This window comes from Actinoplanes sp. NPDC000266, assembly GCF_042899005.1.
Lineage (GTDB): Bacteria > Actinomycetota > Actinomycetes > Mycobacteriales > Micromonosporaceae > Actinoplanes.
This window is the reverse complement of record NZ_JBIAZI010000003.1, coordinates 65,471-86,515: the sequence shown is the minus strand read 5'-3', so window position 1 is coordinate 86,515 and position 21,045 is coordinate 65,471. Positions and strand designations below refer to the sequence as shown.

22 protein-coding genes and 1 pseudogene are annotated in these 21,045 nt (G+C 71.1%); 11 read left to right on the top strand and 12 right to left on the bottom strand.

Annotated elements, in window-relative coordinates; genetic code table 11:
• Nucleotides 1-453: 453 nt before the first annotated feature.
• The 4 genes and pseudogenes from ACFY36_RS11940 to ACFY36_RS11925 form a co-directional block, all read left to right on the top strand.
• Nucleotides 454-1,347, top strand: a complete 894-nt coding sequence (locus ACFY36_RS11940) for a hypothetical protein (protein ID WP_499745946.1) — start codon at nt 454-456, stop codon at nt 1,345-1,347.
• The gene (locus tag ACFY36_RS11935; protein WP_499745945.1) at nt 1,344-1,835 is read left to right on the top strand and encodes a SigE family RNA polymerase sigma factor; all 492 of its coding nucleotides are present in this window, start codon (nt 1,344-1,346) and stop codon (nt 1,833-1,835) included. Before ACFY36_RS11940 ends, ACFY36_RS11935 begins: the two co-directional genes overlap by 4 nt.
• Nucleotides 1,836-1,856: 21 nt before the next feature.
• A complete protein-coding gene (locus ACFY36_RS11930; RefSeq protein WP_499745944.1) occupies nt 1,857-2,357 on the top strand; it encodes a peptide deformylase in 501 nt (166 codons plus the stop codon).
• A gap of 99 nt (nt 2,358-2,456) precedes the next feature.
• A pseudogene (locus ACFY36_RS11925) lies at nt 2,457-2,961 on the top strand (AAA family ATPase); the annotation flags it as partial.
• Nucleotides 2,962-3,216: 255 nt separating this feature from the next.
• Here ACFY36_RS11925 and ACFY36_RS11920 read toward each other — a convergent pair.
• The 5 genes from ACFY36_RS11920 to ACFY36_RS11900 all read right to left on the bottom strand — a co-directional run bounded on the left by ACFY36_RS11920 (nt 3,217) and on the right by ACFY36_RS11900 (nt 9,334).
• Nucleotides 3,217-3,939, bottom strand: coding sequence for an ArsR/SmtB family transcription factor (locus ACFY36_RS11920; RefSeq protein WP_499745943.1), 723 nt, complete (start codon nt 3,937-3,939; stop codon nt 3,217-3,219).
• 43 nt (nt 3,940-3,982) lie between these two features.
• Nucleotides 3,983-5,074, bottom strand: coding sequence for an alanine racemase (locus ACFY36_RS11915; protein WP_499745942.1), 1,092 nt, complete (start codon nt 5,072-5,074; stop codon nt 3,983-3,985).
• Nucleotides 5,061-6,533 carry an IucA/IucC family protein gene (locus ACFY36_RS11910; protein ID WP_499745941.1) on the bottom strand — a complete coding sequence of 491 codons (1,473 nt, stop codon included), beginning with the start codon at nt 6,531-6,533 and terminating at the stop codon, nt 5,061-5,063. The genes ACFY36_RS11915 and ACFY36_RS11910 overlap by 14 nt, the downstream gene beginning before the upstream one ends.
• The gene (locus ACFY36_RS11905; protein WP_499745940.1) at nt 6,530-8,233 is read right to left on the bottom strand and encodes an IucA/IucC family protein; all 1,704 of its coding nucleotides are present in this window, start codon (nt 8,231-8,233) and stop codon (nt 6,530-6,532) included. Before ACFY36_RS11905 ends, ACFY36_RS11910 begins: the two co-directional genes overlap by 4 nt.
• Before the next feature lie 216 nt (nt 8,234-8,449).
• Nucleotides 8,450-9,334, bottom strand: a complete 885-nt coding sequence (locus ACFY36_RS11900) for an NUDIX domain-containing protein (protein ID WP_499745939.1) — start codon at nt 9,332-9,334, stop codon at nt 8,450-8,452.
• Nucleotides 9,335-9,445: 111 nt separating this feature from the next.
• Here ACFY36_RS11900 and ACFY36_RS11895 point away from each other — a divergent pair, with 111 nt between their 5' ends.
• From ACFY36_RS11895 to ACFY36_RS11880, 4 genes are read left to right on the top strand one after another with little or no spacing between them, the layout of a single operon-like run.
• Nucleotides 9,446-11,044 carry an ABC-F family ATP-binding cassette domain-containing protein gene (locus tag ACFY36_RS11895; protein WP_499745938.1) on the top strand — a complete coding sequence of 533 codons (1,599 nt, stop codon included), beginning with the start codon at nt 9,446-9,448 and terminating at the stop codon, nt 11,042-11,044.
• A gap of 12 nt (nt 11,045-11,056) precedes the next feature.
• Nucleotides 11,057-11,986 carry a tyrosine-type recombinase/integrase gene (locus ACFY36_RS11890; protein WP_499745937.1) on the top strand — a complete coding sequence of 310 codons (930 nt, stop codon included), beginning with the start codon at nt 11,057-11,059 and terminating at the stop codon, nt 11,984-11,986.
• Between the two features lie 56 nt (nt 11,987-12,042).
• The gene (locus tag ACFY36_RS11885; RefSeq protein ID WP_499745936.1) at nt 12,043-12,879 is read left to right on the top strand and encodes an undecaprenyl-diphosphate phosphatase; all 837 of its coding nucleotides are present in this window, start codon (nt 12,043-12,045) and stop codon (nt 12,877-12,879) included.
• Nucleotides 12,879-13,808: a DUF3626 domain-containing protein gene (locus ACFY36_RS11880; protein ID WP_499745935.1), complete on the top strand. Its 930-nt coding sequence runs from the start codon at nt 12,879-12,881 to the stop codon at nt 13,806-13,808. Before ACFY36_RS11885 ends, ACFY36_RS11880 begins: the two co-directional genes overlap by 1 nt.
• Here ACFY36_RS11880 and ACFY36_RS11875 read toward each other — a convergent pair.
• The 4 genes from ACFY36_RS11875 to ACFY36_RS11860 are packed head-to-tail and all read right to left on the bottom strand — an operon-like array spanning nt 13,805 to nt 16,666.
• Entirely contained in the window at nt 13,805-14,734 is a 930-nt protein-coding gene (locus tag ACFY36_RS11875) for a hypothetical protein (protein WP_499745934.1), read from the bottom strand. The two genes, ACFY36_RS11880 and ACFY36_RS11875, sit on opposite strands and share 4 nt — an antisense overlap.
• A gap of 10 nt (nt 14,735-14,744) precedes the next feature.
• Nucleotides 14,745-15,197: a MarR family winged helix-turn-helix transcriptional regulator gene (locus tag ACFY36_RS11870; RefSeq protein ID WP_499745933.1), complete on the bottom strand. Its 453-nt coding sequence runs from the start codon at nt 15,195-15,197 to the stop codon at nt 14,745-14,747.
• Nucleotides 15,194-16,042, bottom strand: a complete 849-nt coding sequence (locus ACFY36_RS11865; RefSeq protein ID WP_499745932.1) for a dioxygenase family protein — start codon at nt 16,040-16,042, stop codon at nt 15,194-15,196. Before ACFY36_RS11865 ends, ACFY36_RS11870 begins: the two co-directional genes overlap by 4 nt.
• Before the next feature lie 9 nt (nt 16,043-16,051).
• Nucleotides 16,052-16,666: a GTP cyclohydrolase II gene (locus ACFY36_RS11860; protein ID WP_499745931.1), complete on the bottom strand. Its 615-nt coding sequence runs from the start codon at nt 16,664-16,666 to the stop codon at nt 16,052-16,054.
• An 85-nt stretch (nt 16,667-16,751) separates the two neighbouring features.
• On the opposite strand from ACFY36_RS11860, the gene ACFY36_RS11855 reads away from it, so the two are divergent.
• Entirely contained in the window at nt 16,752-17,732 is a 981-nt protein-coding gene (locus ACFY36_RS11855) for an aldo/keto reductase (protein ID WP_499745930.1), read from the top strand.
• On the top strand, nt 17,729-18,502 hold the full coding sequence (locus ACFY36_RS11850) for a class I SAM-dependent methyltransferase (protein WP_499745929.1): 774 nt from the start codon (nt 17,729-17,731) through the stop codon (nt 18,500-18,502). Before ACFY36_RS11855 ends, ACFY36_RS11850 begins: the two co-directional genes overlap by 4 nt.
• Before the next feature lie 9 nt (nt 18,503-18,511).
• On the opposite strand, the gene ACFY36_RS11845 is transcribed toward ACFY36_RS11850, so the two are convergent.
• Nucleotides 18,512-18,823, bottom strand: coding sequence for a tetratricopeptide repeat protein (locus ACFY36_RS11845; RefSeq protein ID WP_499745928.1), 312 nt, complete (start codon nt 18,821-18,823; stop codon nt 18,512-18,514).
• A 21-nt stretch (nt 18,824-18,844) separates the two neighbouring features.
• Here ACFY36_RS11845 and ACFY36_RS11840 point away from each other — a divergent pair, with 21 nt between their 5' ends.
• Nucleotides 18,845-19,327, top strand: a complete 483-nt coding sequence (locus ACFY36_RS11840) for an NUDIX hydrolase (protein ID WP_499745927.1) — start codon at nt 18,845-18,847, stop codon at nt 19,325-19,327.
• 3 nt (nt 19,328-19,330) lie between these two features.
• Here ACFY36_RS11840 and ACFY36_RS11835 read toward each other — a convergent pair whose 3' ends face one another.
• Together ACFY36_RS11835 and ACFY36_RS11830 are read right to left on the bottom strand one after the other, a co-directional pair.
• The gene (locus ACFY36_RS11835) at nt 19,331-19,687 is read right to left on the bottom strand and encodes a GntR family transcriptional regulator (RefSeq protein WP_499745926.1); all 357 of its coding nucleotides are present in this window, start codon (nt 19,685-19,687) and stop codon (nt 19,331-19,333) included.
• A complete protein-coding gene (locus tag ACFY36_RS11830; protein WP_499745925.1) occupies nt 19,687-21,045 on the bottom strand; it encodes an MFS transporter in 1,359 nt (452 codons plus the stop codon). Before ACFY36_RS11830 ends, ACFY36_RS11835 begins: the two co-directional genes overlap by 1 nt.

The window sequence follows — 21,045 nt, the reverse complement described above, 5'->3', positions numbered from 1 at the left end:
GCGAGTCCGACTCGTCCATGCCTACAGACAGCCGGACAGCCAGATCAGCGGACGCTCGCTCCCGACCACGCCGACGCCGCATAGAACAGCTCCACTCACGCCCACCAAGACCGAGGGCCGGTCCCATTACATGAGCCCAGGCCAGGGGAATTGCATGAGCGTCGACAGGCAGGCGGCCGGACGTTGCCCGGCCAGGCTGGGCCTCCCGCCCTGCCTCCCGGCCGCCTGGCTCAGCCGAGGACGTGCCGGCTCGACGGCACCTGCCTGCTGTCCGGCGGCGGCTCGGCCGGGAACGGGGTGGCCTGACGGCGGCCGGGCCGCGACGATGGGTGCGCCTTTCGGCGGGCCGGAAAATTTCCCGGCGGGCGGCGGTAACCAGAACCGGGCGCTGATGCGTCTACGCCGGTAGGCGGTCGTGGGGCCGCCGGGGACGGGAAGGTGTGAGGGTTCGCTGTGACCGAAGACCTGCGGGCACTGCTGCGGGACGACCTCAACGCGGAGCGGCCGCCGCCGCTCGGTGATGTCGTGGGGGCGGCTCTGCGTGACGGCAAGCGCATCCGGCGTAACCGGCGGCGGCTGGCGGCCGGGGGCGGGGCCGCGGCGGTCTTCGGGGTGCTCGCCGTTGTTGTCGGCGGGGGAGCGGTGACGTTGCCGGGGCCGCCGGAGCCGGGGCTGGGCGGGGTGGCCGCCGCGCCGGCCGGGCCCGCGCCGGCGCAGCGGGTCACACCCAGGGTGACGGCGCCGGGGCGGTCCGGTGTGCCCGCGACCAAGGCGCCCGTTCTGGCTCCCCAATCCGTGCCGATCAGCCCGGCGGCGCCGAAGGTGCGGACCTTCACCCGTAACTTGGCGATCTCCGGGACGCAGCGTCCCGTGGAGAAGCAGACGAAAGCGACACCCGAGGCGATGGTCTACCTGTTGACCGAGCTCCTGCCGTCCACTCTGACCCGCGACTACAGCGTGGCGGCGAGCGGCGATCTGAGCGTGCGGGCGTACCTGAACGACGGGCTCGGCCCGCGCATGGTGCAGGTGCGGGTCTGGCGTACGGACGTCGCGCCGCCGCGCCCGGCACGTGGCCAGACGGCGAAGGTGACGATCGTGAGCACGCCCGGCGACTGTGAGCGCGGCGACGTGGTCACCGCCGGCTGGCCCGACGGCACGCTGGTGCAGATCGATCTCGCGTCCTGCGCGGCCGGCGGCGGTGCCGGGCGGCCGCCGGCGCCGCCCGTTCTCGATCCGGACATCGCCGCGAAGGTCGCGGCCGACGGGCGGTGGGGCGTGCTCATGGACGAGAGCCTGGTGACCTTGGGCGACAAGGTCTACCCGGGGCTGCCGGTGTTCGCCGGATGAGCGCCGACGACGAGTTCGCCGAGTTCGCCACCGCGTACGCCGAACGCCTGCGCACCACCGCGTTCATGCTGTGCCGGGACTGGCATCTGGCGCAGGACCTGACGCAGAACGCGCTGACCAAGCTCTACCTGAGTTGGCGCAAGGCGGTCCAGGCCGACAACCTTCCGGCGTACGCCCAGAAGATCCTGCTCCGCAGTTACCTCGACCATCGCCGGCGCCGTTCGTCGACGGAGTCGACACCGGGCGTGCTCACCGAGCCGGTGCACCGGGAGAACCCCGAGCTGCGCCTGACCATGCTCGACGCGCTGGGTCACCTGCCCGAGCGGGACCGGGCGATCGTCATCCTGCGCTACTTCGAGGACTACAGCGTCGAGCAGGTGGCCGACGTGCTCGAACTTCCGGTCAGCGTGGTCAAGAGCCAGACCCGGCGTTCCCTGTCCAAGCTGCGCGAGCTGCTCGCGGCGGACCAACTGGCCCTGTTCGGGTAACGACCGGATAGGCTTGAGGCCATGACAGTTCGGCCCATTCGGATCTTCGGCGACGCTGTGCTGCGCACCGAGGCCGACCCGGTGACCTCGTTCGACGCGGAGCTGGGCGCCCTGATCGACGATCTCGAGGACACGGTACGGGTACCCGGCCGCGCCGGTGTCGCCGCTCCGCAGATCGGCGTCAGCCTGCGCGCGTTCTCGTACAACGTCGGCGGCGTCGTCGGCCACATGATCAACCCGGTCCTCAGCGACTTCACCGGCGAGCAGGACGACGAGGAGGCCTGCCTGTCCCTGCCCGGCCTGGGCTTCCCGACCAAGCGCGCGATGTCGGTGACCGCCCGCGGCTTCGACCGCCACGGCGAGCCCATCGTCATCCCCGGCACAGGCTTCCTGGCCCGCGCTCTGCAACACGAGACCGACCATCTGGCCGGCCGCCTCTACATCGACACCCTCACCGGCGACGTCCGCCGCCAGGCCCTGCGCGAGCTGCGCCGGGTCCGCCCCACCCCACCGGGCCGCTGACCACCCAGCCGGAACGCGTGACCCGGCCCTGACCCGCCGGGCCGCCCCGAGGTCGGCGAGACGACTGAGTGGGGTGCGCGGGCGGATTAGGGTTGGTCGATGGAGGCCTTTTCGGCGGTGGTGTTCAACGGCGACCTTGGCAGCGGCAAGACGACCGTGTCGGTGATGCTGGCGCGAAGACTCGGGATGCGGCGGGTCAGCATCGGGGACCTCTACCGGCAGATGGCGGCCGAGCGGGGCATGACCGCGTTGCAGCTCAACGTGCACGCCGAGCTCGACGACAAGGTCGACCACTACATCGATCAGCTTCAGCACGACATCGCGGCCTCCGGGGAGCGGCTCGTCGTGGACAGCCGGCTGGCCTGGCATTTCTTTCCGGCGGCGTTCAAGGTGCACATGATCGCGGATCCGGTGGTGGCGGCCCGGCGGGTGCTCGGGCGGCCCGGTGACGCGGTGGAGAGCTACCGCAGCCTGGACGAGGCCTGCCGGCAGCTGGCCGGGCGCAGCGAGAGCGAGCGGCAGCGGTTCCTGTCCCGGTACGGCGTGGACAAGACCCGGTTGAGCAACTACGACCTGGTCTGCGACACCACCCGGGCCGAGCCGGAGCAGGTCGTCGCGCTCATCGAGTCGGGGCGGACGGGCTGCTACCTCGATCCCGCCCGGGTGCGCCGGATCGAGGACATCGCCGAGGACGGCGAGATTGTCGTACGCCGTGACGGCCCGCAGTTCGTCGCGATCGGCGGCGCCCGGCGGCTCGGTGAAGCGGTCGCCGCCGGGCAGACCCTGACCTCGGTCGTTCTGGCCGGCTAGTTGAGGCCGGCCATTCGGGAGGCGGCGGCCGTCTCCCGATTCTCCGCGTTCACGCTGTCAGTCTGCCGAGTGCCGGCGTGGGCGCGGGTTCCAGGAGGGCGCCGAAGTGCGTGGTGAAAGCGGTGTGGCCGGTCTCGGTCACCCGTAAGGCTCGGCTGCTTCCGATGCGGATCACCCAGGAGGATGCCAGGGCGTGTTGCAGGACGGCGGCTCCTGTTGTGCCGGCCAGGTGGGGGCGGCGTTCGGTCCAGTCGAGGCAGTCGCGCAGCAGGGGGCGGCGGCCGGTCGCCTCCAGGGTGATGCCGAGGCCGGTCAGGCGTTCTCGGCCGGCCGGGGTCAGGGACAGGCCGTTCTCCCTGGTCAGCAGGCCGGTGGTGGTCATGCCGTCGGCCAGGGCCACGCCCAGGGTGCCGGCCAGGTGGTCGTAGCAGGTGCGGGCGAAGGCCAGGTTGCGCTTGCGGTTGGCGGCGGCCAACGTGCGTACGGGAACCGGGGTCTGATCTGTCGCGGCCGTGACCGCCTCGATCAGCGTGGCCACCTCGGGGGTGGCCAGGGCCAGGTAGCGGTGGCGGCCCTGACGGTGCTCGGTCAGCAGGCCGCCGCTGACCAGCCGGCCGGCGTGTTCGGAGGCCGTGGACATGGCCACGCCGGCGTGGCGGGCCAGCTCGCTCACGGTCCAGGCCCGGCCGTCCATCAGGGCCAGGCAGAAAGCGGCCCGGGTGCGGTCGGCCAGCAGGGCCGCCCAGGAGGCCAGTGACGCGGCGTCGTCCATCCGACGATGATGCCCGGCCTTCGGTTCGGTGCGGGCCGAAGTGTCAGGTGATCACGAAGGCCGGCGGGTCGTGGCGCAGGAAGTCGTGGTGGGAGATGTCCCAGCCGTAGGCGCCGGTGCGGGCGAACACCAGGATGTCGCCGGCGCGCAGCCGGGCCACGTGCTGGCCCCGGGTGAGGACGTCGCGGGGGGTGCAGAGCTCGCCCACGGCGTCGACCTCGGTGTCGGTGACCGACGGGCGGGGGTACGGGTGGGGCCAGTCGTCGACCGGGACGACGGTGAACGGGTGTGAGTAGCCCCAGGCGGCCGGCAGGCGGAAGTGGTGGGTGCCGCCGCGCAGGACGGCGAACGTGCGGCCGTGGGTGGTCTTGATGTCGATGACCTCGGCGGCGTAACGGCCGGCGTCGGCGGCCAGGTAGCGGCCCGGTTCGAAGATCAGGTCGATGCCGGGCGGGACCTCGATGTCGCGCAGCGGGGACAGGTCCATGGAGGCCGTGGACAGGTAGTCGACGCCGAAGCCGCCGCCGACGTTGACCACGCGCAGGCCGGGCAGGCCGGCGGACAGCGACCAGCTCAGGCAGTCGCGGACGAAGGCGGCGTGGGCGTGGCCGTCCATGTTGTTGGAGACGGCGTGCAGGTGGAAGCCGATGATGTTGACGCCGGGCACGGACAGGGCGTCGCTCACCGAGGAGACGCCGAAGGGGGTCGGGACACCGGTCATGGTGTGGCTGCCTCGCAGCGGGCTGCCGGGGCGGTTCACGCGCAGCACCACCTCGGGTGGGCTGTCGGCCAGGGCGGCGATGCGGTGCAGCTCGTGCACGCTCTCGGCGTTGATCAGGACACCGGCGTCCAGGGCGGCGCGCAGCTCGGCGTCGGTCTTGGCCGGGCCGCCGAAGACGATCCGGCGGGCGCCGGCGGCCCGGGCCAGGGCCAGTTCGCCGCCGGAGGCGACCTCCAGGCCGTCGCACTCGCGGGCCAGCACCTTCAGGACCTCGGGATGGCCGTTGGCCTTGACGGCGTACATCAGAGAAGCCGCCGGTGGAAGCGCCTGCCGGACCGACGCGGCCGTGGCGCGCAGCGTCGCGGTGTCGTAGAGGTAGGCGCAGACGGGGCGGGTCAGGTCAGGCGGGAGCATGCAGCGGGTTCCTCACCGGGACGTAGATGTCGCCCTCACCGGCCAGCCGCATCCGGACCAGGGCCTTGTGCGGCACGGTGGGCGCGGTGAACGCGGCGTGGTCGTCACCGGTGGCGTGCTCGTCGAGGACCTCGCGGACGATGCGCCAGGCGTGGTCCTCGTCGAGGTCCAGGCGCATGACCAGCTCGCCGAGGTGGGCCTGGAACATGGTGTAGCCGATCTTCGCGCGGAGCACGTCGAGGTCGTCGGTGCCGACCACCGAGCCGGGCCACAGGGTGATGTCGTGGCCGGCGGCGCGCAGCCGGCCGGGGTGCAGGCGCAGGCCGGCGAAGTCGCGCAGGGCCAGGCGGTGCGGGCGGCCGCCGACGAAGGTGGGCAGGCAGTTCTGCAGGTGGGCTTCGAGGGCGACGCCCTGGGCGGTCAGGCGCAGCAGCGGGGGCATCAGCAGCTCGGCGTACTCCCGCAGCCAGACCGCCGGGTCGCCGGTGACGAGCTCGTCGAGCAGGAACGGCAGGGCGCCGCCGGGGATCGCGCGCTCGCCGGGCTCGAGGCGGCCGGTCAGACCCTCACGGCGGATGGCGGACAGGTCGCGGCCGGAGCCGACGGGCACGGCGGCGCCGGCGGTCTCGGCCATCAGGAGCAGGCGGTCGTCGGTGACCAGGCGGTGCAGCAGGGTGGAGACGGCCGGGCCGTTGCGGGTGCTGGCGACGCTGATGCTGCGCCGGGTCGAGGTGACCTGGATGTCGAGGGAGACCTTCAGGTACTGGCCGGTGCCGGGCAGCAGCAGCGTGCGCAGGGCGGCGGTGGGGATCGCGTCGATCTCGTCGTCGAGGATCCTGAGGGCGCCCGTCTTGAGGAGATCGCCGTAGCGGGACGGGATGATGTTGTCGCGCTGCCACGCGTGTACGGGGAGAACTTTGCCCGGAATGCCCGGGAAAAGGTCGTCGCCGAGGTGCAGGTCATCGCGTACGGCGATGAATCCGATCCTGGTCTTGGCCACCTCCAGATCGTGGGCGAGGACATCGCCGGTGTCCCACCCGAGCCGGGTGCGCCCGCAGGGATGCAGATTGTGCCCGGCCACGGCGAGCCGCTCCAGGCCGATGGCCTGCGCGTCCGGGTCGTCGCCGACCGGGGCGGCCGGGCGGGACATGGCGATGGCCAGATTGAGTACGGCGTTGCGCAGCTCCGCCGCGAAACCGGGCGCCTCGATGTCACCCAGCAGATCGACCGGGTCGGCCACGCCGCTGGTGGCGTACTCGATCCGGCCGAAACCGTGCCGCAGGCCCGGTCCCATGTCCCGGATCCCCTCACGCACGAGGGCCCCGCGCAGCCGCCGCCCGACCGTGTCGGCCGCCTCGGGCAGGTTCGCGAGGAAGCCGGGCACCAGCTCCGGCGCGTGCACCGCGAGAGCGGCCTCGGTGTGCGCGATCCGGTCGGTGCGCATAACGCTGCGATTCATGCGTGTTCCGCCATCGGGTTGTCGAGGTGGGCCCAGAGGTCGTCGAGCGGGTCGGCGGCCAGCCGCATCGCGGTCGTGGCCTTGACCGGCAGCGGGTCGCGCAGCAGGTGCGGGGCGTCCGCCGTGCCCGTGTCACGGATCGCGGCGGCGACGATGCCCCACAGCCGCCGCCGGTCGGCGCCGTGCCACCGGTGGAAGGCGGTGATCAGCTCCTGGGCGACGGTGCCGAACGCGGCCGCGGACAGCTTGGTCCGCAGCACCTGAGGGTCGTCGCTGGGCAGATCACCCTTCAGCGGCGGGGCTTCGACGCCGGCGGCGCGCAGCCGGGCCGCGCTGACCCGCACGCCGCCGAGGTCGCGGTAGAGGATCCGCGCCGGCCGCCCGTCCGCGAGCACCAGCAGCGTGTTCTGCCCGTGCGCTTCCAGCGCCACCCCGCGCGCGAGCAGCTCGACGACAGGACCGAACAGGACCCTTGAGATCAAGCCCATCATGGTGTACGCGTCATCGCCGCGTCCCCGGGGCAGCGGGGCCGCACCGAGCCAGGCGAGCGGGACGGCGAGCTCACCGGCGGCCAGGCGCGGCGCGGCCCGGAACAGATGGGCCAGATGCCGCTGGGGTTCGCCGTCGACGATGACCGCCCCGGCGCCGGTCTCGGCCAGAACCTCGATCGGCAGGCCGGCGGTGAGCGTCGTCAGGAGCCGCGACAGCAGGGGGCCGTTGTGCACGGCGGCCGGGGACACGGTCCGTACGGCCGAAGTCATTTGAATGTCGACCGCGGTCTTGACATGCGGGCCGCCGTCGAGGGGAGCGACGGTCCGCAGCGACATGAGCGGCCGCACCGGCGCGGTCTCGCCGTCGTCGCGCAGCCACGGATAGCGGTCCCGCAGGTGGTCGGCCTGCCACGGATGGGCGTAGAGCACGGGCGGCCCGTCACCGAACCACCGCCCGGCCGGCACGGCGAGCCGGCGCAGCCGGATGACGGGGGAGTGCTCGGGCGCGTAGGCGAGCACGTCGGCCACGCTCATCCCGCCCCGGGTGCGGCAGCAGGGATGCAGCGGATGCCCGTCGGTGATCTGCTGCTCGACCAGCCCGAGCGCCCCGGGCCCGGCCGCCGGCAGCCGGGGCGGGCCGGTCCGGGCGGCCCGCGCCAGTGCCAGGTTGGCGACGCTGTTGTCCACCTCGGCGGCGAACGGGACGTCACCCCAGAGCAGCCGTACGAGCTCACCCGGGTCCACAATCGACTTGTTGCCCCCGGTCGTCCCCTCAGCGTCGCCGGTGATCTGTCCGAAACTTGTCAGTTCGGCGTCGACGGCGAGCCCGGCCGCCCCCGCGAAGAAGGGCTCCTCAGCGTCGGCCGGGTAGCGCAACGCGATCTCAGCGGCGTGGCGGCCGCCGTCCGCGTGCTGGTCGTTGCCCGCTGAGGCGGCCGGCTGAGCGGTGCCGCCGACCCACAGGGTGCCGAGCCGCCCGTCGGCCGTCCGGGCGAAGGCCGCCTCGCCCCGCCCACGGCCGGTCAGGCCCGGCAGGGCCTCACGGCCGACCGCGCCCAGAAGCCGCCCGAGCACGGCCGCGCGGGCTCCCGGCAGTTCGGCGTCGTAGCGTTCCAGCAGGTCAGGTCGAAGCTCTCGAAGCTCCTCACGAGTCCGAAGGGGACCGGCGGTGTGCCGGCCGGACGGGGCGCTGGGGATAGGTCGCGGCACGGCGTCCATTCTCCGTCAACGGCACACCCCACCCACCCCGGGCAAGCCCCGTGGTGATCGACAACGCAGTAACCACACCACCATCCTAGGATGCTTTGCCGGATGTGCGCCTGACCACCGGCGCACCGCACCACAAACCCGGGAACCCAAGAACAAAAAGGAATCAACGGCATCCCGCCTTGAATTTGGGCTCGGTGTTCCGGACGGCGACCGTTGCTAGAGGCCGAGTGGAAGTGGCCGGTCCGGGGTTCCGCCTGTGAGCAGCGACGTCAGGAGCGAACCGAGGTCGCGGGGCGAGAACAGCTCGGGTCCCGTATGGCCGGCGATCTCCGGGAGCTGCCACCAGCGGAAGGCGGACAGGTTCTCGTCGGCGGCGAGCTGGTCGTCGGTCAGTTCGCCGCGGGGCGGGAAGTTGTTCGTGTGGACGAGGTAGTAGTCGTTGATGATGCCGCTGGGGGCGCGCGGGTGGTCGGCGGCCGCGATTTCCTGGTGCCAGATGTGCGGCGGGTCGGCGGTGATGGTCAGGCCGGTCTCTTCGCGCAGTTCGCGGCGCAGGGCTGTCAGGGGGTCTTCGCCGGGTTCGATGCCGCCGCCGGGTGCCGCCCAGACGGGTGTTGCTTGTTCTGGTACGGCCGGGTGGGGGAAGTCGAATCGGCAGAGCAGGATGCGCTGGTTCTCGTCGAGGATGATGGCGCGGACGGCGCGGCGTGGGGGATGGGCTGGGCTGATCGCTTGTGCCAGTGCCGTGGCTACGGGCTCGTGGGGGATCGGTGGCAGTTCTCCGGGCCGGAACCAGCGGATCTCGTCGTGTTCGCCGGGGGCGGCGTTCACCGGTGTCCCTTCCCATGCGGTGACGATCCAGGCGCTGAGCCGCAGGGGTCCTTTCTCCAGCCGGCACAGGTGGGTCGCCGAGGTGGTTGTTATGCGTACGCCGAGTTCTTCGTGCATTTCCCGGGCGAGGGCGGCCAGTTCTGTCTCGCCGGGTTCGATGTGGCCGCCGGCCAGGTCCCAGACGTTGGGGTAGACGTGGCGGTTCGGGCTTCGGTGGACGAGCAGGACGCGGCCTTCGCGGATCAGCGCGCCGGTGACGATCTCGGGCATGGGTGATGTATATCGGTTGCGGGGGTCGGGGGCTCGGGGCAATGTGGGGCGATGATCTTCTTCATGTGATGCGGGCCGGCGTGTGTGCGTACCCCTGGCGGTTTCTGCTCCTTGGAGGGCCTGTTGTTGAAAGCTGTTTCGCTCAGCCGTGCTCATGACGGTGATGCTTTGTTCTCCGGTTTTGATCTGGTTCTCGGTGATGGTGACCGGGTCGGGGTGGTGGGGCCGAACGGTGCCGGTAAGACGACGTTGTTGCGGGTGCTGGCCGGTGAGCTGAAGCCGTCGAGCGGCAGTGTCGTCTACGGGCCGGGTACCCGGGTGGGTTATGTGGCGCAGCAGATGCCTGATCCGGAGGGGACGGTCGGTTCTTTTCTGGCCGGGGGTCTGGGTGAGCTGGCCGGGGTGACCGTGCGGATGCGGGAGCTGGAGGCGCGGTTGTCGGCCGGTGAGGATGTGCTGGCCGAGTATGGGTCTGTTCAGGAGCGGTGGACGGCTCTGGAGGGGTGGACGGCCGAGGCTCGGGTGGGGGAGATCCGGCAGCGTTTGGATATCGCTGATCTGCCGGATGATCTTCCGTTGTCCGCGGTCAGTGGTGGTGAGCAGGCGCGGTTGTTGCTGGCGCGGGCGTTGCTGGACGAGCCGGATGTGTTGTTGCTGGATGAGCCGACGAATCATCTGGATTCTGATGGTGTTGCCTGGTTGCAGAGCTGGCTTGGGGCGTACCCGGGCGGGGTTCTGACCGTCAGTCATGATCGGGCGTTTCTGGATGCTGTGGTGTCGCGGATCGTCGAGTTGGACGGTATCGATGAGGAGCCGCAGGACTATCCGGGTGGTGGTTATTCGGCGTTTCGGGTGGAGAAGCAGCGGCGGTGGGAGCGGTTGCTGCTGGATTTCGAGGCGCAGGAGAAGGATCGCCGGCGGTGGGAGGCGGATATCGAGCGGACGAAGGAGTTCTCGCGGGGTGTGGAGAACACGGTCCGGTCGGGGGCGACGGCGCCTCATCTGCGGCGGGTGGCGCGGTTGGTGGCGCGCAAGGCGAAGGTTCGTGAGCGGCGTCTGCGGCGGCAGATGGAGTCGGTGCGGTGGATTGCTCAGCCTCGTACGCGGCCTGCTTTGACGTTGGCTTTTCCGCAGGATGCCGGTGATCCGGGTGAGGTTGTGCTGGAAAAGCGCGGGTTGCAGGTGAAGGCGGGGGATCGGCTGCTGCTCGACCGGGTGGATTTGACGGTTCATCGTGGTGACCGGGTTTTGATCACGGGGCGGAACGGTGCGGGGAAGACGACGCTGTTGAACGCGCTGGGTGAGGGGGCCGAGGCGGCGGTTCTGCCGCAGACTTCGGACGGGCTGCGTACGGATCAGAGCGTGATGGGGTTCTTCCGGGAGCGGGTGCCGGTTTATCTGGACGATGCCGAGAAGTTGTTGCTGGGGCATCAGTTCGGGCCGGATCAGTGGGATGCGCGGTTGCGGAGTTTGTCGGCCGGTGAGTTGCGGCGGTTGCTGTTGGCGGTGTTGGTGAACAGTCCGGCGCGGGTGTTGTTGCTGGATGAGCCGACGAATTTCCTCGACTTCGATGCTTTGGATGTGGTGGAGGAGGCGTTGCGCCGCTATCGGGGGACGTTGGTGGTGGTGACGCATGACCGGTTTTTCGCGGAGGCGGTGGGGTTCGGGCGGCGCTGGCATGTCGCGGGCGGGGTTGTGATCGAGAGCTGACACGATGGGGCCATGCGCGTGGTTCCGAGGCAGGGTGGCGAGGTCGCGGTCGGTGGCCCGGCGGAGCAGGTCACTGAGGCGTGGCTGGCGAACCGGCGGTTGTCGGATCACACGCGGGCCGCTTACCGGCGTGATGTTCAGGCGTGGCTGGCGTGGTGTGCGCAGCGGGGCGCTGATCCGTTGAGGGCGACGTTTCTTGATGTGAACGCGTATGCGCGGGGTCTCGAGGCGAGGGGTTTGGCGCCGGCGACGGTGGCGCGGAAGTTGTCGGGGGTGTCGAGCTGGTACGACTTCCTGGTCAAGTTGCGGGCGGTGGATCTCAATCCGGTGGGTGGGGCGGACCGGCCGTATGTGTCGCGGGATTATTCGTCGACGGTGGGGTTGTCGCCGGAGGAAGTGGACGACTTGCTGGCGGCGGCGCGGGTGGCGGGGGCGCGGCATTTCGCGGCGTTGACGTTCCTGGCCGATCTGGGGTTGCGGGTCGGTGAGCTGGTGGGTCTGGATCTCGCGGATCTGGGCTGGGAGCGGGGTCACCGGACGGTGCGGTTCATCGGTAAGGGTGGGCGGCCGCGGCGGCGGGCGCTGACGCCGGGGGCGCTGTCGGCGCTGGAGGCGTATTTGAGGGTGCGGGGTGAGGGGGAGGGCCCGCTGTTCATGACGTCGACGGGGGCGCGGCTGGACCGGCATGCGGTGTTCCGGCTGGTGCGGCGGCTGGCCAAGCAGGCGGGGATCGCGGGGGCGGAGAGGATGTCGCCGCACTCGCTCAGGCACGCGTTCGCGACGACGGCGCGGGCGGAGGGGGTGCCGTTGGAGGATGTGCAGGACGCGATGGGTCACGCTGATCCGCGCACGACGCGGCGGTACGACCGGGACCGGCACAACCTTGATCGTGATCCGGCGTACACGATCGCGGCGGCCCGGGTCCGCCGCAGCGGAGGGTGACAGCTGGCCCTATGCTGTGCCGCGGCGTCAAAGCGGATCAAGGTGGGGCGTAGGTCTTGAACATCATCGAAGCGGTGCTGCTGGGAGCGGTCGAGGGTTTCACCGAGTTCCTGCCCGTGTCGAGCACCGGCCATCTGACGATCCTGGAGAAGCTGCTCGGTTATCAGCTCGACGATCCGGACATCACCGCGTTCACGGTGATCATCCAGTCGGGTGCGGTGCTGGCGACGATTCTTTATCTGCGTAAGGACATCGCCCGGATCGTGCCGGCGTTTCTGGGCGGGTTGTTCAGCAAGGCGAAGCGGGACAACAAGGATTACCGGTTCGGGTGGGCGGTGATCCTGGGTGCGATCCCGATCGTGATCGCGGCGTTGCTGTTCAAGGATCAGGTGGAGACGACGCTGCGGAGTCTGTGGTTCGTGGCGGGTGCGCTGATCCTGTGGAGCGCGGTGATGGCGTTCGCCGATCACGCGGCCACGCAGGTGCGTCATGAGGATGATGTGACGTGGAAGGATTCGCTGATCATCGGTGTGGTGCAGTGTCTGGCGCTGATTCCGGGTGTGTCGCGGTCGGGGGCGACGATGTCGGCGGGTCTGTTGCGGGACTTCGACCGGGTGACGGTGACGAAGTTGTCGTTCTTCCTGTCGATTCCGGCGTTGCTGGGTGCGTCGTTGTTGCAGGGCTATGAGGAGGCCGGCAACATCGCGAACGGTGTGGGCTGGGCCAATACGCTGATCGCGACCGCGGTGAGTTTCGTGGTGGCGTACTTCTCGGTGAATTGGCTGTTGAAGTTCATCTCGCGGCATTCGTACAGCATTTTCATCTTCTACCGGGTGGTGCTGGGTCTGCTGCTGATGGTGCTGCTGGTGACGGGCACGATCGAGGCGCAGTGATGTCGCCGGCGGAGCGGGCCCTGGCGCATGTGCGCGGGTTGTTCCCGGAGGCGTCGACGGTGCCGTCGGCGCCGATCACGGTGAATTTTCATCCGGATCGGCTGGTGGCGGGCGGGGCGACGGTGGCGGAGCGGCTGGCCGCCGAGGGTGTCTATCGCAGCCAGTTCGAGACGGGTATCTCCAATGGCGGGCTGACCGCTTATCCGGGTGGTGACCGGGACCGGTGGGAGCACCGGATGTTCGGTGGCGCCTATGCGGGTGCGGCGGGCCGGCCGGTCTACGGCGGTTTGAATCTGGCGGGTCATCCGGACGGGGCGTCGCCGCGGTTCGGCAGTTGTCATCTGGTGCTGGCCCCGGCGGTGTCGTCGCGGGCGACGTTCAGTCACGGCGACAGTGTCACCGAGCCGGTGGTGGTGGGTACGGCGACCACGTTCCGCGCGGTGTGGGAGTCGTTGTTGTCGGAGGTGGCGCGTACGGGGCGGGCGCTGAATCTGCCGGCGGCGGGCCCGGCCGAGTGGGTGCGGGCGCTGGGTGTGCCGCGGGTGGCGGCGGGGCGGGCCATGGACGACTACGTCGAGGCGCAGATCCATGGGGGTCTGACGCTGGCGGGGGATGTCACGGCCGTGGTGGTCGATCCTTCTTTCCGGGGTACGCCGGTGGAGGCGCACCTGCGCGCGACCGGCCGGCGGGTGCGGTGGGCGCCGGGGTTCCGGCTGGCCGTCGCTGAGGTGCCGGCCGATCTGCGGGGCCCGGAGGTGCCGGCGCTGGCGGCGGCGGTGGCGGCTCATTTCGGCCGGGACGTGCTGGACGCCGAGCTGGTGGGGCGGGCGGCGCGGGAGCCGTCGACGTGGTCGCGGTTCGGCGGCCGGGCCGAGGTCCTTCAGTTGCTCAAGTACGTGTGGCACATTCTGGTCCTGCGGGGCGACTAGCGCGCCGGGTCGCATTCTTGGAGCAGGCGTGCGATGGAGGGGTGTCCGGCGGCGCCGCTGTTGCGGATGACGTCGATGGCGGCGCGCGGCGGTGAGGCCTGGCTGAGCAGCAGGCGGGCGGCGTAGTAGAAGCGGTTGAGGTCTTCGCCGCCGGCGGCGAGCCGTTCGATCAGCATGGTGGCCAGGCCAGGTGCGGAGCTGACCGGCAGGTCACTGAGGGCGAGGGCCGCGCCCAGCGGCGGGCTTTCGTGGTGGAACGGCCAGCCGTGGACTTCCATGGGTCCGTGGAACAGGCAGTCGCACAGCTGCTCGAGCATGTCCGTGTCGGGTGCCTGGGTGAGCCGGGCCAGTCCCATCAGCACGGTCCAGCGGATGACGCGTCCCGGCTGGTCGCGCCATCGGGTCACCGCGGGGAGAAGGGCGGGGCCGCCGATCATTCCGGCGGTCAGGCAGAGGAAGGACGCGACGACGCGGTCTTGTTCGACGGCGAGGCGGGCGGCGATGACCGGTGTCGCCTGCGGCGCGGTTTCGGGGAAGTAGCTGAGCAGGTGGGCGCCGAGTCCGCGGGCGTCGCGGTCGGGGTTGCCGAGCAGTCGCAGATATGTGGGCACACCGGCGCGTACCGCCTCGTACGCGTGGTGGTCTGTCTGCTCCTCGGGCAGGATCGCGGTGAGCAGTTCGTGTCCGAGGGTGCGATCTGGTGCGCTGTCGTCGGCGAGCAGCTCGATCAGGTAGGGCACCGCGGCGACTGCGGCCGGGTAGGGGCTGTCCTGGTGCAGCGCCTGGAGCCGGAACTGCCGGGCGGCCGCGGCCCGGCGCTGTTCGTCGGGGGTGCGCAGCGCGCGCAGCACGCCGGGCAGGTCGGTGGCCGGCCCGTAGGCGTGGTCCACGGCCGACCAGTCGAGGTCGAGGGGGTCGGAACTCACGCCGGGCATCTTATTGGTGCAGTGCGGGCAGCAGCTTGGCGGTGACCGCGCGCAGCTGGGCGATCTCTTCGGGGGTGAGGTGGTCGAAGAGCAGGCGGCGGACCTCGGCCACGTGGCCCGGCGCGGCGGCTTGCACGGTGGCCAGCCCGGCGCCGGTCAGGTGGGCCATCTGGCCGCGTTTGTCGGTGGGGCAGGCGCGGCGTTCGAGCCAGCCGCGCTGCTCCAGGCTGCTCACCGCGTGTGACAGGCGGCTGAGGGTGGTGCCGACCGCCCTGGCCAGATCGGTCATGCGCATGCGGTGCCCGTCGGCGGCGCTGAGGGTGGCCATGATCTGGTAGTAGGCGTGCGGGATGCCGGTGTCCTCGCGCAGCTGCCGGTCCAGGGCGGCCGGCATGAGCATGAGGATCTGCGCGACGTTGAGCCAGGCGCCCATCTCGTTGTCGTCGAGCCAGCGCGGGCTCATGCCGTTTGGAAGGAACGCTTGGCGAATCCCATCGAGTAGCCGTCGATCGCCGTGCGGACCGGGCCGGTGGGGTCGGTGGCGGCGCCGAGGGTGACGAACAGCGGGGTGAAGTGTTCGACGGTGGGGTGTGCGTAGGGCATGCCGGGGGCCCGGTCGCGGAACGCGGCCAGCTCGTCGACGTCGCCGCGGGCCAGCGCCTCGGCCGCCCACTGGTCGAAGTCGGACGACCAGCCGGGCACGTGCCCGGCCAGCATGGCCCGGGTCAGGAACTGCAGGCCGTGTGTCATGAAGCCGGAGCCGACGACCAGCACGCCCTGCTCGCGCAGCGGCCGCAGCCGCTCACCGAGGGCGAGCAGGGTGCCGGCGTCGTGGGTGGGGATGCTCAGCTGCAGGACCGGGACGTCCGCCTCCGGGTACATGATCTTCAGGGGGACCCAGGCGCCGTGGTCGAGGCCGCGGCCGGTGTGCTCGTGCACGCTCTGCGGCATCAGGGCGCTCACCTGCCGGGCCAAATCTCCGGCGTCGGGAGTGTCATAACGCATGCGGTAGTAGAGCGGGCTGAAGCCGCCGAAGTCGTACACCAGATCGGTGTTGGCCCGGGAACTGGAAAGGGCCAGCGGGGCGGACTCCCAATGGGCGCTGACGATCAGGATGGCCGTCGGGCGGGGCAGGTCGCGGGCCCAGTCGTGCAGCTGGCGCATCCACACGTCGTCCTCGAAAGTGGGCGGGGCGCCGTGGCTCAGGTAGAGCGACGGCAGCGGGCCGTCAGCCGGCGTCCACGGCCGGTGCGGGCCCAGCGTGGCGACCCGGTCGAGGTGGCGGCGGAACGGGTGAACAGTGTCCATCGGGTGTCCTCAGGCGGTGCGCTGGCGGGGCAGGTCGAGGGTGTGCGCGGTGTGGTCGCGTTTGGCGGCCAGATAGCGGGCGTTGGCGTCCGACAGGTGCACCCCGGTCGGGACCTGCTCGACGATGCCGACGCCGAGCGCGCTGAGCTGGGCGGCCTTGTCGGGGTTGTTGCTCAGCAGCCGGATCCGGCCGGCGCCGAGGGTGTGCAGCATCTGCGCGGCCGCGGTGTAGTCCCGCTCGTCCTCGCCGTGACCCAGGGCCAGGTTCGCCTCGTACGTGTCCAGGCCGGTGTCCTGCAGCGCGTAGGCGTCCAGTTTGGCGTACAGGCCGATCCCGCGGCCCTCCTGGCGCAGGTACAGCAGGAACCCGCCGGCGGTGGTGATCCGTTCGGCGGCCTCGCGCAGCTGGGGGCCGCAGTCGCAGCGGGTGCTGCCGAACACGTCACCGGTCAGGCATTCGCTGTGCGGGCGCACCAGGGGCACGTCGGTGTCGCGCCACGGGCCGAGGCCGAGCGCGAGATGCTCGCGGCCGTCGGCCAGCCCGGTGAAGGTGAACACGTCGGCCGTGGTGCTGTAGCCGTCGGGAAAGCGCAGCGGGACCACGACGCTGGTACGGACCGTCATGTGCACAAGCATCACCCCACGTTGTTGAAACATCAACAACGCGGGTGGTGTCGTCCGCCACCCGCCCGGCGGTAGATTCGCGCGCATGAATTACCGGACCTTGGGCGCGAGCGGGCTGCGCGTCTCGGAGCTGATCCTGGGCACGATGACCTTCGACGCGGCCGGCGGCGAATACGCCCGCATCCTGGACACGTACGCCGAGGCGGGCGGCAACACCATCGACACGGCGATCAACTACCGCGACGGGGCCAGCGAGGAGATCCTCGGCAAACTGCTGGCCGGCCGGCGCGAGGAGTTCGTCCTGGGCAGCAAATACACAGTGTCGCGCGACCGCCGCGACCCGAACGCCGGCGGCAACGCCCGTAAGAACCTGCGCGCCTCCCTGGAGACCAGCCTGCGCCGTCTCGGCACCGACTACCTCGACCTGTACTGGGTGCACATGTGGGACCAGGCCACCCCCATCGAGGAGACGATGCGGGCCCTGGACGACGCCGTGCGGGCGGGCAAGATCCTGTACGTGGGCATCTCCGACGCCCCGGCCTGGGTGGTGGCGCGGGCGAACACCCTGGCCGAGTGGCGCGGCTGGAGCCCGTTCGTGGGCCTGCAGGTGCCGTACAGCCTGCTGCAGCGCGACGTGGAACGCGAGCTGCTGCCGATGGCAGCCGCGCTGGGATTGGGGGTGACCGCGTGGAGCCCTCTGGCCGGAGGGGTGCTGACCGGCAAATACAGTTCGGGGGTACGCCCGGAGCAGTCCCGCTTCGACCCGGACGGCCTCGGCGAGCGCGCCCACACGGTGGCCCGGGCCGTCCACGAGGTCGCGGCCGAGCGGGGAGTCCCGGCCGCGCAGGTGGCGATCGCCTGGACCCGCGCCCGCCACGCGAACGTGTTCCCCATCGTCGGCGCCCGCCGGGCAGATCAACTGCGGGACAACCTCGGCGCCGTACGCCTGACGCTCACCCCCGAGGAGCTCACCCGGCTGGAGGCCCCCACCGGATTCGAGGCCGGCTTCCCGCAGGACTTCATCGAGCAGACCTCCGACTGGGTGCTGGGAGCGGCCCGGGTATGACCAGCGACCCGGTGGTGACGCACTTCGACGGCGTCGCCGGCACGTACGACCAGATCCTGCCGTTCTTCACCGCCTTCGCCACCCAGGCCGTGGACCGGATCGGCCCGGCGCCCGGGCAGCGGGCCCTGGACGTGGCGGCCGGCCGCGGCGCGTTCACGGCGGCGCTGCTGGCCCGCGGCTGCGCGGTCACCGCGGTCGACGGCGCACCCCGCATGATCGAGCTCCTGCGGCGCGACCACCCGCAGGCCGCCGCCCAGGTGATGGACGCGGCCCGCCTGGACCTGCCGTCCGGGATGTTCGACATCGTGGTCTGCGGGTTCGCCGTGCACATCATGGCCGACCCGTACGCCGCGGTGTCCGAGACGATCCGGGTCGCCAAGCCCGGCGCGACGGTGGCCTTCACGGTGCCCGGCCGGGCCGACGGCACCCCCGACCCGTGGCCGGACCCGCTGGTCGGCCTGTACGCCGAGTACCGCCGCTTCCACCCCGACGGCTGCGGCCGCCACGGCAACGACGTCGACGAGGCCACCTTGCTGGCCCAGTCGGGCCTGACCGGCATCACGGCGGCCACTGTGGAGGTGGCGATCCCCGTCCCCGACGGCGAAACCTACTGGCGCTGGAGCCGCTCGCACGGTTCGGGCCGCTTCATCGACGCCCTGCCCGCCGCCAAACGCGCCGAAATGCACACCCGCCTGCTCGAGCAGCTCGCCACCAGCCCCGGCTTCGTCCTGCGCCGCTCCGCCACCCTCTGGACAGCCCGCACGCCGTGACGGCCGCGCCTACTGCGGGCGGCCACCGGTGAGCCACTGGGCCACGTTGCTCAAGCCCGGCGCCCAGCGGCCCAGGTCGGTCACGTCGGCGTGGGTGGTGACGACCGTGAGCAGTTCGGCCACGGCCTCGTCGTGGCGTTTCGCCTCGTTGAGGGCCAGCGCGCGGAACACCCGCACCGCGTCGGAGGCGGGGAACTGCTCGAGCGCCCGCTCGTAGTAGCCGCGGGCCGTCTGCTCCTCGCCGGCCGTGTCGTAGGCGCCGCCGACCTCGTACACCAGGACCGGGTGGTCGGGGTGGGCGGCCAGCAGGTCGGGTGTCATGTGAAGATTATTCTTCCCCGCATGCCAGTCTCCGAGTACGTGACCAAGCTGCGCGCCCACATCGGGCACGATCTGCTGCTGCTTCCCGGTTCCGGCGCCGTCGTGCGGGACGAGCACGGGCGGATCCTGCTGCTGCGGCGCTCCGACGACGGGCAGTGGGCGCTGCCGGCCGGGATGATCGAACCGGGGGAGCAGCCGGCCGAGGCGGCCCTGCGGGAGGTCTACGAGGAGACCGGGGTGCGGGCCGAGATCGAGCGGCTGGCCGGGGTGGGCATGCACGAGACGCAGTATCCGAACGGTGACCGCTGCTCGTATCTGTCCGTGTGGTTCCGGTGCCGGGCCGTCGGCGGGCAGGCCCGGCCCGACGGTGACGAGTCCCTGGAGGTCGGCTGGTTCGCGCCGGGCGAGCTTCCGCCGGTCGCCGAGCTGACCCGGTTGCGGATCGCCACCACCGAGGCGCCGGACGGGCCGGCCTGGTTCGCCCCGCCCGGCGCCGGCGGGTAGGGCTTACAGGCCCAGGGCCGCCCGCACCAGGCTGAGGGCGGTCTCCGGCGTCACGCCGAGCGCGCGCGTCGTGTCGGCGTACACCGAAGCGGCCTTCTGGGCCTGAACGGACGTGCCGGCGGCGCGGGACGTGACCACGGTGCCGAGCCGGCCCCTCGTCTCGACCAGGCCGGCCGTCTCCAGCTCGCGGTAGGCGCGGGCCACCGTGTTCGCGGCCAGGCCCAGCTCGGCCGCCAGGGCCCGCACCGGCGGCAGTTTCTCCCCGGCCGTCAGGGCTCCGGTGGCGGCCAGCTCGGCGATGCGCAGCCGGACCTGCTCGTACGGCGGGGTCGGCGACCCGTGGTCGATGGTGATGTCCATCAGATCAGTCTCGGGGGTGTGTTGCCGGCTTCGACGATGGCGCGGCGCATCGGCACCAGCGCCAGCAGGATTCCACCGACCAGGAAGAACACGACCAGCGAGACGATGCCGACCCGGTAGCTGTTGGTCAGCTGGAAGATCAGGCCGAAGGCGAGCGGGCCGAGCCAGCTGGTGCCCTTGTCGCTGATCTCGTAGAAGCCGTAGTACTCGCCCTCCTTACCGGCCGGGATCAGCTGGGAGAACAGGCTGCGCGACAGGGCCTGGCTGCCGCCCAGGACCAGGCCGATCGCGGCGCCGAGCAGCATGAACGGCAGCGGCTCACCGGCCGGCAGCCAGTACGCGGCGACGATCACCGCCAGCCACAGGACCAGGCTGAACAGCACGGTGCGTTTCGCGCCGACCTTCGCCGCCATCGCGCCCAGCAGCAGCGCCCCGCCGAACGCGAGGAACTGCACGATCAGGATCGTGATGATCAGGGTGGACTGTTCGAGGTCGAGTTCCTCGGTGCCGTACTGGCTGGCCAGGGTGATCACGGTCTGGATGCCGTCGTTGTAGACCAGGAACGACAGCAGGAAGAACAGGGTCAGCGGATAGGCCCGGATGCCGCGGATCGTACGGCCCAATTGTTTGAAACCGTCGGTGAGCACGTTGCCGTTGCCTTCCAGGGCCACCCGTGCCGGGTGCTCTTTGAGCCACAGCAGGGGTACGACGGTGAACGCGGCCCACCACACGCCGGCCGACACGATGCACCAGCGGGCGATGTCCAGGGTCCGCTGGTCGTCGCCCTCGACGGCCAGCACGGTCACGGCGACCAGGTTGAACGCCAGCAGCAGGCCACCGCCGAGATAGCCGATGGCCCAGCCGCGGCTGGACAGCTTGTCCCGGTCGTCGGGGCCGGCCAGCTGCGGCAGGAACGAGTTGTAGACGACGATGGCCGCGCCGAACGAGATGTTCGCGATCAGGAACAGGAACCCGCCGAGCAGGTAGCGGTCACCGGTCACGAACGCCATCGCGATCGTCGCGGCGGCGCCGGTGAACGCGGCCGCGGCCAGCAGCGGCTTCTTACGCGGGGCCCGGTCGGCGACCGCACCCATCACCGGCAGCACGAACACGGTCAGCAGCACCGACAGCGACACCACGTACGGGTAGAAGGAGCCGGCCGCGACCGCGATCCCGAACGGGTGGACCCGGCCGGTGCAGTCGTCGGTGCCGAGCGGGCAGCCGGCGGCGATCTCGGTGACCGTGGTCAGGAACGGGCCCAGGAACACGGTGATGACGGTGGTCTGGAAGGCCGAGTTGGCCCAGTCGTACATGTACCAGCCACGGCGCTCACGGGCGCCGACGGTCGAAACGGCCAT

Bases quoted from the DNA above. Each gene is read 5' to 3' on its own strand.
- ACFY36_RS11935 (WP_499745945.1), top strand. From the start codon at position 1,344: ATGAGCGCCGACGACGAGTTCGCCGAGTTCGCCACCGCGTACGCCGAA.
- ACFY36_RS11930 (WP_499745944.1), top strand. From the start codon at position 1,857: ATGACAGTTCGGCCCATTCGGATCTTCGGCGACGCTGTGCTGCGCACC.
- ACFY36_RS11920 (WP_499745943.1), bottom strand. From the start codon at position 3,939: ATGGACGACGCCGCGTCACTGGCCTCCTGGGCGGCCCTGCTGGCCGAC.
- ACFY36_RS11915 (WP_499745942.1), bottom strand. From the start codon at position 5,074: ATGCTCCCGCCTGACCTGACCCGCCCCGTCTGCGCCTACCTCTACGAC.
- ACFY36_RS11910 (WP_499745941.1), bottom strand. From the start codon at position 6,533: ATGAATCGCAGCGTTATGCGCACCGACCGGATCGCGCACACCGAGGCC.
- ACFY36_RS11900 (WP_499745939.1), bottom strand. From the start codon at position 9,334: ATGCCCGAGATCGTCACCGGCGCGCTGATCCGCGAAGGCCGCGTCCTG.
- ACFY36_RS11890 (WP_499745937.1), top strand. From the start codon at position 11,057: ATGCGCGTGGTTCCGAGGCAGGGTGGCGAGGTCGCGGTCGGTGGCCCG.
- ACFY36_RS11880 (WP_499745935.1), top strand. From the start codon at position 12,879: ATGTCGCCGGCGGAGCGGGCCCTGGCGCATGTGCGCGGGTTGTTCCCG.
- ACFY36_RS11870 (WP_499745933.1), bottom strand. From the start codon at position 15,197: ATGAGCCCGCGCTGGCTCGACGACAACGAGATGGGCGCCTGGCTCAAC.
- ACFY36_RS11865 (WP_499745932.1), bottom strand. From the start codon at position 16,042: ATGGACACTGTTCACCCGTTCCGCCGCCACCTCGACCGGGTCGCCACG.
- ACFY36_RS11860 (WP_499745931.1), bottom strand. From the start codon at position 16,666: ATGACGGTCCGTACCAGCGTCGTGGTCCCGCTGCGCTTTCCCGACGGC.
- ACFY36_RS11855 (WP_499745930.1), top strand. From the start codon at position 16,752: ATGAATTACCGGACCTTGGGCGCGAGCGGGCTGCGCGTCTCGGAGCTG.
- ACFY36_RS11850 (WP_499745929.1), top strand. From the start codon at position 17,729: ATGACCAGCGACCCGGTGGTGACGCACTTCGACGGCGTCGCCGGCACG.
- ACFY36_RS11845 (WP_499745928.1), bottom strand. From the start codon at position 18,823: ATGACACCCGACCTGCTGGCCGCCCACCCCGACCACCCGGTCCTGGTG.
- ACFY36_RS11840 (WP_499745927.1), top strand. From the start codon at position 18,845: ATGCCAGTCTCCGAGTACGTGACCAAGCTGCGCGCCCACATCGGGCAC.
- ACFY36_RS11835 (WP_499745926.1), bottom strand. From the start codon at position 19,687: ATGGACATCACCATCGACCACGGGTCGCCGACCCCGCCGTACGAGCAG.
- ACFY36_RS11830 (WP_499745925.1), bottom strand. From the start codon at position 21,045: ATGGCCGTTTCGACCGTCGGCGCCCGTGAGCGCCGTGGCTGGTACATG.